This is a genomic window from Aeromonas sp. MaB10011B (assembly GCF_017939325.1).
GTDB lineage: Bacteria > Pseudomonadota > Gammaproteobacteria > Enterobacterales > Aeromonadaceae > Aeromonas > Aeromonas caviae.
Genome location: NZ_JAGKRK010000098.1, coordinates 45,683 through 56,387, shown reverse-complemented (window position 1 = coordinate 56,387; position 10,705 = coordinate 45,683). Strand labels below are relative to the sequence as shown.

General features: G+C 61.4%; 6 protein-coding genes and 2 pseudogenes. 3 read left to right on the top strand and 5 right to left on the bottom strand.

Annotated features, from left to right (window positions below; all coding sequences use genetic code 11):
- The 5 genes and pseudogenes from J9893_RS21450 to J9893_RS21430 form a co-directional block, all read right to left on the bottom strand.
- Positions 1 to 593: pseudogene (locus tag J9893_RS21450) on the bottom strand (IS5-like element IS5B family transposase); the annotation flags it as partial.
- 348 nt (positions 594 to 941) lie between these two features.
- Positions 942 to 1,938, bottom strand: a pseudogene (locus J9893_RS21445) (IS481 family transposase).
- A 205-nt stretch (positions 1,939 to 2,143) separates the two neighbouring features.
- A complete protein-coding gene (locus J9893_RS21440; protein WP_043155092.1) occupies positions 2,144 to 3,559 on the bottom strand; it encodes an efflux transporter outer membrane subunit in 1,416 nt (471 codons plus the stop codon).
- The gene (locus J9893_RS21435; protein WP_041213203.1) at positions 3,552 to 6,701 is read right to left on the bottom strand and encodes an efflux RND transporter permease subunit; all 3,150 of its coding nucleotides are present in this window, start codon (positions 6,699 to 6,701) and stop codon (positions 3,552 to 3,554) included. Before J9893_RS21435 ends, J9893_RS21440 begins: the two co-directional genes overlap by 8 nt.
- A gap of 17 nt (positions 6,702 to 6,718) precedes the next feature.
- Positions 6,719 to 7,900 (bottom strand): efflux RND transporter periplasmic adaptor subunit, encoded by a 1,182-nt coding sequence (locus tag J9893_RS21430; RefSeq protein ID WP_210600786.1) that lies wholly within the window; start codon positions 7,898 to 7,900, stop codon positions 6,719 to 6,721.
- 154 nt (positions 7,901 to 8,054) lie between these two features.
- Here J9893_RS21430 and J9893_RS21425 point away from each other — a divergent pair, with 154 nt between their 5' ends.
- From J9893_RS21425 to J9893_RS21415, 3 genes are all read left to right on the top strand, one after another.
- Complete coding sequence (locus J9893_RS21425; protein ID WP_010673709.1) at positions 8,055 to 8,690, top strand: TetR family transcriptional regulator; 636 nt, start codon at positions 8,055 to 8,057, stop codon at positions 8,688 to 8,690.
- Between the two features lie 90 nt (positions 8,691 to 8,780).
- Entirely contained in the window at positions 8,781 to 9,344 is a 564-nt protein-coding gene (locus J9893_RS21420; RefSeq protein ID WP_246875672.1) for a methyltransferase, read from the top strand.
- 168 nt (positions 9,345 to 9,512) lie between these two features.
- Positions 9,513 to 10,691 (top strand): dicarboxylate/amino acid:cation symporter, encoded by a 1,179-nt coding sequence (locus J9893_RS21415; RefSeq protein ID WP_119197468.1) that lies wholly within the window; start codon positions 9,513 to 9,515, stop codon positions 10,689 to 10,691.
- Positions 10,692 to 10,705: the final 14 nt, after the last annotated feature.

Here is a 10,705-nt window from a genome sequence, read left to right as displayed (position 1 = left end):
GCCGCGGTGGTGACTAGGCTGTGGGTCAGGCCACTCTTGGCATCGACACCAATGTGGGCCTTCATGCCAAAGTGCCACTGATTGCCTTTCTTGGTCTGATGCATCTGCGGATCGCGTTGCTGCTCTTTGTTCTTGGTCGAGCTGGGAGCCTCAATGATGGTGGCATCGACCAAGGTGCCTTGAGTCATCATGACGCCTGCTTCGGCCAGCCAGCGATTGATGGTCTTGAACAATTGGCGGGCCAGTTGATGCTGCTCCAGCAGGTGGCGGAAATTCATGATGGTGGTGCGGTCCGGCAAGGCGCTATCCAGGGATAACCGGGCAAACAGACGGATGGAGGCGATTTCGTACAGAGCATCTTCCATCGCGCCATCGCTCAGGTTGTACCAATGCTGCATGCAGTGAATGCGTAGCATGGTTTCCAGCGGATAAGGTCGCCGGCCATTACCAGCCTTGGGATAAAACGGCTCGATGACTTCCACCATGTTTTGCCATGGCAGAATCTGCTCCATGCGGGACAAGAAAATCTCTTTTCTAGTCTGACGGCGCTTACTGCTGAATTCACTGTCGGCGAAGGTGAGCTGATGACTCATGATGAACCCTTTTTCATGGCTCCAGATGACAAACATGATCTCATATCAGGGACTTGTTCGCACCTTCCCTAGGGAAGGTGCGAATAAGTCATATGGCACGAGAGCATTTACTGGTAACCCATTGATATTAAATGACTAAAATTTTCATTTTTTGTTCTTGGGATACTTGTTCGCACTTTCCCTAGTGGAGTTTTTCTCACAGGTTTAGCTAACACTTGTTTTTGTAAAATCACTACTATTGAAAATATCTCAAAAATCAATTTGTGATTATTTAATGCAGTGTTGTTGATTATAATAACTGTACCGATATGGTTATCACCTGACACCGGCCTCAAACCGGTGTTTTGGTTACGCTGATTTAGAGCGCAGTTCCTTCGGTGTCAACTTTTGCCCCTTCTTGAACATACGATAGGAGGTATGTACCTCCAACATCCTACCCAGATGTGGCAGCTGGGTGTTGCAGCGCTCCAGGTAGCGATGTAAGTCTGTCTGAATCTGCCCCACTGACTCATTCCGGGACCTTACGGCTTGGTCGTCCGCCTCTTGATAAGGAAGTGTTCATCCAGCATGGTACGATGCAGTCGTTCGATAAAGTCATTGCTCTGTGGCCTGCGTACCGTGTTAGCCCAGAGTTCAATCCCCCAGTTGCAAGAACAGCTCGTTGGGATGATGGTCAGGGCGTCCGCAGAACGCGCGCCAGTTATCTGACAGGAGATGGGATAGACACACGGTTCATGTGCTTCAAAGAACGGCAGGACCGTTTCATTGAGCACATGAACCGAAGTCACCGGCAACTTGCCGGTATAGTGCCGTCCCCAGGCATGACGGTTTTAGCCGTCCAGCACGATTCCCAGATACACCTTGTCCCCCTTGAGTACACCGACGATGAAGGTATCGCACGCCACCAGTTCCCCAATGTAGTTAACTTCGATCTGGCGTTCGCGAAACTCAGGACTGAAGCGCTAGAGCAGGCGAACTTATTCATCATTGAGCTCCATCGTCTACTCCCGATGGGTTTTCTCGAGGCACAACAAGCGGCCGAGCTTGGAAAGCAGGTCGTGACGTTGTCATACGCCACTCAGATCGCCCGCACTGACGTTGATGCTTTGCAGACACGTCTTTGTGCAGACCACAGCGGGTACTGGGTTGGATTGGTGAGAGAGTTATCGAGGATGGCCTGTTCAATCTCGGGAGCGACCCGGTTGGGATGTGCCCTTTACAGCCGGGCAGTTTGTCGAGCAAGCCCTCGGCCGATCAGCTTGCAGGCTTTGCTTACGTTATTGAGATCTTTGGCGAGCTTTAACAAGCGGAGTTTACAGCGTACTATTTTCTCGTTGCAGGTCAACGGTGACTCCAGATAACACGGTAGGGATACCGTTTTGTTATCCGGTTTGAAGCCATATGACCACTCCCTTGTGGACAACAGTCAGGTGAATAGCACTTTCATACCTTTGTCACCTGCCTCGATTTGGCTTCTCGACATGACAGATAAAAAAACGGGGCGAACCTAGTGGTTCGCCCCTGATGCTTTTTACGTCAACCCCGAGGGGTCAACCCTGTTTGTCTGATGCCGGCTCTGCGTCCTTCGGCGCCTGCCAGCCGCCACCGACGGCCTTGTAGAGGGCGACCTGGTTACTCAGCTGGGCGAGCCGGGTGCTGATGAGCCCCTGCTTGGCGCTGAACAGGGAGCGCTGGGCATCGAGGCGGGTCAGGTAGCTGTCCACCCCTTGCTCGTAACGCACCTCCGCCAGCCTGAAGTAGGTCTGATTGGCATCCACCAGCGCCTGTTGCGCCTGCAGCTGCTGCGCGTAGTCAGCCTGGGCACCGAGGGTATCCGCGACCTCCTTGAAGGCGGTCTGGATGCTCTTCTCGTAGCTCGCCACCGCCTGCCTGGTCCCCACCTCGGCCACGTCCAGATCCGCAACGCGCTTGCCGCCATCGAAGATGGGCAGATTGATCTGGGGCATGAAGGTCCAGGTGCCGGTGCCGCCGTCAAACAGACCGCTCAGCTGGTTGCTGGCGGTGCCCGCCGTCGCGGTGAGCGAGATGGTCGGGAAGAAGGCGGCACGGGCCGCCCCTATGTTGGCGTTGGCCGCCTTCAGGTTGTGCTCCGCCGCCAGGATGTCCGGGCGTTGCTGCAACAGGCTGGAGGGCGCCCCCACCGGGATCGGCGCCAGTTTCACCTCGGCCAGGGTGGCCGGTTGTGCCGCCAGCACCGGGATATCGGTGCCAAGCAGCAGGGCCAGACCGTTTCTGTCCTGCTTCACCAGACGCTGGTATTGCGCCTGGCTGACCTTGGCGTTTTCCAGTGCCGTGCGCCCCTGGGCCAGCTCCATCTCGGAGGCGGCGCCCAGGCGGTATTTGTGCTCGGTCAGGGCATAGCTCTCCTGCTCGGTGGCGAGGGTCGCCTGGCTCAGGGCCAGCAACTCCTGATCCGCCAGCAGGGTGAAGTAGGCATTCGCCACCGAGGCCACCAGCGCAATCTGGGTGCTGCGCTGGGTCTCGATTTGCGCCAGATAGGTCTCAAGGGCCTGATCTTTCAGGCTCTGGATCCGGCCAAACAGATCCAGCTCATAGGCGGTGATGCCGATGTTGGCGCCGTACTGGCTGCTGATGGTGCCCTGCCCCGTACTACTGAGATCGTCGGATCCCTGCTGGCGGGTGCCGCTGCCACTGGCGGCCAGGGTCGGCAACTGGGCCGCCCGCTGGATACGGTATTTCGCCTCGTAGGCCTCGACGTTGAGGGCTGCCAGGCGCAGATCCCGGTTGCTCTCAAGGGCGGTGCCGATCAGCGTCTGAAGGGCCGGGTCCTGGAACTGCTGGCGCCAGGGGGCAAGTTCCCCCTTGGCGGCCAGGTCAGCTTGCCAGGAGGCGCCTTGGGGCAGCTCGGGGCGCTGGTAGTCGGGGGCCATGGAGCAGCCCCCCATCATCAGGGTCACGCCCAGGGCGATCAGGGTCTTAGTCATGGTTGATCTCCTTGGTGTGGACACTCTCTTCCCCGGCATGCTTGCGTTCGGTGAAATAGCGCATCACCAGCACAAAGAACAGCGGCACGAAGAAGATGGCGAGCACGGTGGCACTGATCATCCCCCCCATAACGCCGGTCCCGATGGCGTTTCGGCTGCTGGCGCCCGCCCCGGTGCTGATCACCAGGGGCAGTACCCCCAGGATGAAGGCGAGCGAGGTCATCAGGATGGGGCGCAGGCGCTGACGCGAGGCCTCCACCACCGCATCCCCGAGCCTCATCCCCTTGTCGTGCAGCTCCTTGGCGAACTCGACGATGAGGATGGCGTTCTTGGCCGACAGCCCGATCGTGGTGAGCAGGCCTACCTGGAAGTAGACGTCATTCTCAAGCCCGCGCAGGGTCGCGGCCAAAATGGCCCCCAGCACCCCGAGCGGCACCACCAGCATGACCGAGAACGGAATGCTCCAGCTCTCGTAGAGGGCCGCCAGACAGAGGAAGACCACCAGGAGCGAGATGGCGTACAGGGCCGGCGCCTGGGAGCCTGCCTGACGCTCCTGGAAGGAGAGGCCGGTCCACTCGATGCCGATCCCTTCCGGCAACTGCTTGACCATCTCCTCGATGGCCGCCATGGCATCACCCGTACTCTTGCCCGGGGCCGCCTCACCGACGATCTCCATGGCGGAGACACCGTTGTAGCGCTCAAGACGGGGCGAGCCGAAGCTCCACTCCGTGCTGGCAAAGGCGGAGAAGGGCACCATCTGGCCCGCGCTGTTGCGCACGTACCACAGCTTCAGATCTTCCGGGTTCATCCGGAAAGGGGCATCCGCCTGCAGATAGACCTTCTTGACCCGGCCTCTGTCGACAAAGTCGTTCACATAAGAGGAGCCCCAGGCCGCCGACAGGGTGTTGTTGATGTCGGTGATGGAGAGCCCCTGGGCCAGCGCCTTCTCGTAATCGATCTTGATGTCGAGCTGGGGCGTGTCTTCCATCCCGTTCGGGCGTACCCGCACCAGGTTGGGATCCTGCGCCGCCATGCCGAGCAACTGGTTGCGCGCCTGCATCAGCTTCTCGTGACCCAGACCGCCGCGGTCTTGCAGGAAGAAGTCGAAGCCGGTGGCCGTGCCGAGTTCCGGAATGGGGGGCAGGTTGAAGGCGAAGACCTGGGCTTCCTTGATGCTGAACAGGAACCCCATGGCGCGGCCGATGATGGCATTGGCGCTGCGCTCTTCCCCCTTGCGCTCACTCCAGTCCTTGAGCTTGATGAAGGCCATGCCGCTGTTCTGACCGCTACCGGCGAAACTGAAGCCCGCCACCGTCAGCACGGAGTCCACGTTCTCCTTCTCGTTCTCGAGGAAGTAGTCGCGCATCTCCCCGAGCACCACCTCGGTCCGCTCCTTGGTTGCCCCCACCGGGAGCTGCACCATGGACATGATGACCCCCTGATCCTCTTCCGGCAGGAAGGAGGTGGGCATGCGCATGAAGAGCACCGCCAGCACCGCCAGCATGGCCAGATAGATGATGCCGTAGCGGGTGCCCTGCTTGATCACCTTGCGCACGCCGTTCTGGTAACGGTTGGCGTTGGTGTCGAAGAAGCGGTTGAACCAGCCGAAGAAGCCGCGCTGGGCGCCGAATTCACCGTGCTTCATGGGTTTGAGCAGGGTGGCGCACAGGGCCGGGGTCAGGATCAGGGCCACCAGCACAGAGAGCACCATGGCCGAGACGATGGTGAGGGAGAACTGGCGATAGATGGCACCGGTAGAGCCACCGAAGAAGGCCATGGGCACGAACACCGCCGACAGCACTAGGGCGATGCCCACCAGGGCGCCGGTGATCTGGGTCATGGACTTGCGGGTCGCCTCGAGGGGGGAGAGATCCTCCTCGCTCATCAGACGCTCCACGTTCTCCACCACCACGATGGCGTCATCCACCAAGAGGCCGATGGCGAGCACCAGACCGAACATGGTCAGGGTGTTGATGGAGAAGCCGAAGGCCGCCATGACCCCGAAGGTGCCGAGCAGGACCACGGGCACCGCGATGGTCGGAATCAGGGTTGCCCGGAAGTTCTGCAAGAACAGATACATGACGCAGAACACCAGGAAGATCGCCTCGATCAGGGTCTGCACCACCTCCTCGATGGAGATCTTCACGAACGGCGTGGTGTCGTAGGGATAGACGATCTCCATGTTGGCCGGGAAGTACTCGGAGAGTTCACCCAGCTTGGTCCGCACGTGCTCGGCGGTGTCCAGGGCGTTGGCACCGGTCGCCAGCTTGATGGCGACGGCGGCGGTGGCCTGGCCGTTGTAGAGCGCGGTCGCGTCGTAGTTTTCACCGGCAAGTTCGACCCGGGCCACGTCCTTGAGCTGGACCTTGGAGCCGTCCTGGTTCACCCGCAGCAGGATGTTGTTGAACTCCTCCACGGTGGAGAGCCGGGTCTGGCCCATGATGGTGGCGGTAAATTGCTGATCGCTCACCGCAGGGGTCCCCCCCAGCTTGCCGAAGGCAACCTGGGCGTTCTGGGCCTTGATGGCGGCCTGAATGTCGGCCGGGGTCATCTGCACCCGGTTGAGCTTGTGGGGATCGAGCCAGACGCGCATGGAGTACTGGCTGCCGAACAAGGTGATGTCACCGACCCCGTCCAGACGGCTCAGGGGCTCCTTGATGTTGGCTACCACATAGTCCGCCAGGTCATCGTTGGTCATGGCGCCATCGGTGGAGATGAAGGCGGCCACCATCAGGAAGCTGCTGGAGGTCTTCTGTACCCGCACGCCCTGTTGCTGCACCTCTTGGGGCAGGAGCGACATGGCCTGTTGCAGCTTGTTTTGCACCTGCACCTGGGCGATGTCGGGATCCGTGCCCGGCTTGAAGGTGAGGGTCACGCTGACGTTCCCTGACGAGTCGGATTGCGCCGACATATAGAGCAGGTGATCCAGCCCGGTCATGTTCTGCTCGATGATCTGGGTCACCGAGTCTTCCACCGTCTTGGCGGAGGCCCCCGGGTAGCTGGCGGAGATGCCAACCGCCGGCGGGGCGATGGTCGGGTACTGGGCCACCGGCAGGCCGATGATGGCCATGGCCCCAGCCAGCATGATCACCAGGGCGATCACCCAGGCGAAAATGGGTCTATCTATGAAAAAACGTGCCATGAGGCGACTACTCCATCCTACTGCTTGGTTGCCGGGGTCTGTTGTGCGCTGTTACCGGCACGTTCAGTGGGCGCCACCACGACCCCGGGTTTGACTTTCTGCAGACCGGCGACGATCACCTTCTCGCCAGCCTTGAGACCGGACTCCACCACCCAGCTGTTGCCGGACATGCGGCCGACCTGCACTTCACGCAGTTCCACCTTGTTGTCCGCCGTCACCACCATGACGGTGGCACCGCCCTTGGGGGTACGGGTCACGGCAGTCTGGGGCACCAGCAGGCCTTGCGGGCGCTCGCCCTCCTGCAAGGTGGCGCGCATGAACATGCCGGGCAGCAGCAGTTGATCCGGGTTGGGCACGATCACCCGCAGGGTCACCATGCCGGTCGCCTCGTCCACGGTCACATCGGAGAACTGGAGGGTACCTTTCTCGCCATACTGGCTGCCATCTTCCAGCTGGAAGCTGACACCGGCCCCGTCCTTCTCCCCCTGGGTCAGCTTGCCCTCGGCCACCAGGCGCTTGAGGCGCAGCAGGTCGGCGGTGGACTGGCGCACGTCCACGTACATGGGATCGAGCTGCTGAATAGAGGTGAGGCTGTCCGCCTGCTGGGCGGTGACCAGGGCTCCTTCGGTCACCGCAGACTTGCCGATGCGGCCGCTGATGGGGGCCGTGATGCGGGTGTAGGCCAGGTTGATGTTGGCGGTCTGCAATGCGGCCTTGGCGGCCCCGATCTCGGCCAGCTGCTGTTTCCAGGCCGCGTCGGCGTCGTCATACTCCTGGCTGCTGATGGCTTTCACCTTCACCAGCTCGGCGTAGCGCTGGGCCTTGAGGCGGGCGCTGCGCTCGTTGGCCTCGGCCTTGGCGAGGTTGGCCTTGGCGGAAGCCACTTCGGCCTGATAGACGGCGGGATCAATCTGATAGAGCAGTTGACCGGCCTTGACGTCGCTCCCCTCGGTGAACAGGCGCTTGAGGATAATGCCGTTCACCTGGGGACGCACCTCGGCCACCCGCAGGGGGGCGGTGCGGCCGGTGAGCTCGGACAACAGTTGCAGGGGGGCCGTATGGAGGGTGACCACGTCCACGGCGGCGGGAGGCATCTCCCCCATGGCCTGCTGGGCCCCGTCCTTGTCACCACAGCCAGCCAGCAGGCCGCTTGCCAGCAAGGCAAGGCCGACCGAACGTGCGAGAATATGTTTATGCATCAAGTCTCTGAACCTCAGTTTCAATCAAAAAGAAGTGACAAAACCACAGGGTTTATAAGGCCCCTGTTGGTAAAACGGCGAAGATGATGCAATATACATACATTCATGAATGTATGTAAGAAACTTTTTTCACTTTTAAACAGGACCGGAGTCAATGGCCAGACGCACCAAAGAAGAGGCGCAGCAAACCCGCTGCAACATCATGAGCACGGCCCTGGATCTCTTCTGCCAACAGGGGCTGGCACGCACCAGCCTGACCGATATCGCCAAGGCGACGGACCTCACCCGGGGCGCCATCTACTGGCACTTCAAGAATAAAGAAGAGCTGTTCGTCACCCTGTGGGAGGAGCTGTGTGCCCCCCTCTCCCACCAGCTCGACGCCTGCGTCGACGAGGCGGAGCCGGATCCTCTGGGCAAGCTGCGCAGCTTTCTCAAGGAGGTGATGCTCAAGATCAGCACCGAGCCCGCCCACCAGCAGATGTTCACCATCATGTTCAATCTGGAATCCATGGAGGGAGAGGCCGCCGTCATGCGCGAGCACATGCACCTGCAATCCATGAATTTCTTCAGGGATCTGGAGATCACCCTGGCCAATGCCGTGCGTCGCGGCCAACTGCCCGAGGGGCTGGATCTGCGCCGCGCCGCCACCCTGCTCCACTGCACCCTGGACGGCTACATCATCAACTGGCTGCACTTCCCGGATCGCATCGATCTGATTGAGGAGTCGGACTTTCTCCTCGATACCCTGTTCACCCTCATCGCGAGCCCCACCCTTCGCCGCCACCCCTGAGTCTGCAAGACGCGCCGCCCCCGCCAATGCTCAACAGCCGGGGGCAAACCTGCTAGACTAACGCCCCCCACCACGATGAGCCCGACACCCTTGCCACACGCCCCCGCGCCGGCGCACGACGCCGCCCCTCGCCCCGCCCTCGTGGCAGGCGCCCATGCCCCCTTCCTGGCCCTGCTGGGCAGCGGCCGTCATCTGCTGGAGGCCGGTTGCGGGGCAGGAGAGGATCTGCGCCTCTTTCGCCAGCAGGACCTCACCGTGACCGCCTTCGATGCGAGCCGGGCGCAGGCCGCCGCCGCCTCGCGCCTGTGCGGCCAGCCGGTGCGAGTCTGCCGCTTCGAGCAGATGCAAAGCGTCGTTCCCTATGACGGCATCTGGGCCAGCGGCTCCCTCCCCTGTCTGCCCGAACACGAGATAGTCCCGGCGCTCGGTCATCTGGCCACCCTGCTCAAGGCCGGGGGCCCCCTCTACGCCTCCTTCCCCCACGGGAAGGGCGAACCGCTGCCACGGTCGGGGGAATATCCCCTGCAGACCCGGCTCGACGAGGCGGGGCTGCGACGCCTGATCGCTCCCCTCCCCTTCACCCTGCACCATGGCTGGGTGGGGGAAGATGAGGTGAACGGCCCCTGGCTGCACGCCTTGCTGGTGCGGTGCTGATCCGCGAAAGCCCCCGGGGACAGTGACACCTCACGGCATTCAGCCCATTAACAATATTTAACCCTGAGTTAACCACCATAAAGCAGACAAGATGCGGCGTTTGTGTTAAAAAGCGGCATTAAAATCAAAATTAAATAACAAATCAGACACCAACACCTGGATTCCCCCATGAAACTCGTTCTCAATCTGGTTGCCGGTATCCTCGCCGGCCTGCTGCTCGGTCTCTATGCCCCCGAATGGGTCGCCCGCGTGCTGTTCACCGCCAAGACGGTGATAGGCCAGCTCATCACCTTCACCATCCCGCTCATCATCCTCTTCTTCATCATGAGCGGCATCGCCAGCCTGCCGAAGAACTCCGGCAAGCTGCTGGGCAAGACGGTGGGGCTCTCCTACTGCTCCACCATACTGGCGGGCCTGTTCGCCTTCACCGTGGCGAGCCACCTGATCCCGCACCTGACCACGGCCGCCGAACCCACCGCCGAGGCAGCCACCAAGCTCGCTTCCTACATCAATCTCGAGATCCCGCCCCTGTTCGGGGTGATGTCGACCCTGGCCGCCGCCTTCGTGTTCGGCATCGGCATCAGCGCCACCCAGGCCACCGACCTGCGCCGGGTCGCCGATCAGGGCCGTGACATCATCGACCGCCTGCTGGCACGCGTGATCATTCCCCTGCTCCCCTTCTACATCGCCGGCGTCTTCGTCGAGATGACGGTGGAAGGCACCGTCTTCGCCACCCTCAAGACCTTCGGAGTGGTGCTGGTGATGGCCATCGTCATGCACTGGATCTGGCTCTGCGTCCTGTTCGTCGGCACTGGCCTCGCCCAGGGGCGCTCCCCCGTCATGCTCATCAAGAACATGCTGCCCGCCTACTTCACCGCCCTTGGCACCATGTCCAGCGCCGCCACCATTCCGGTGGCCCTGCAAGCCAGCAAGCGCAACGGCGTGAGCGACGGCATCGCCAACTTCACCGTGCCCCTGTGCGCCACCATCCACCTGTGCGGCTCCACCATCACCCTGGTGACCTGCGCCACGGCGGTGATGTTCCTCTCCGAACACCTGGCCATTCCGGGCTACGGCACCATGGTGCCCTTCATCATGATGCTGGGCGTCATCATGATTGCCGCGCCGGGCGCACCGGGTGGCGGTGTCATGTCCGCGCTCGGCCTGCTTACCTCCATGCTCGGCTTCGGTGAGGCCTCCATCGCCCTGATGATCGCCCTCTACCTGGCCCAGGACAGCTTCGGCACCGCCTGCAACGTCACCGGTGACGGCGTCATCGCCCTGTGGGCCGATCGTTTCGCCCAAAGTGGCGAGCCAGGGCTCAGCACCGAGCAGGACGCAGCCTGATAGCGTAGGCAATA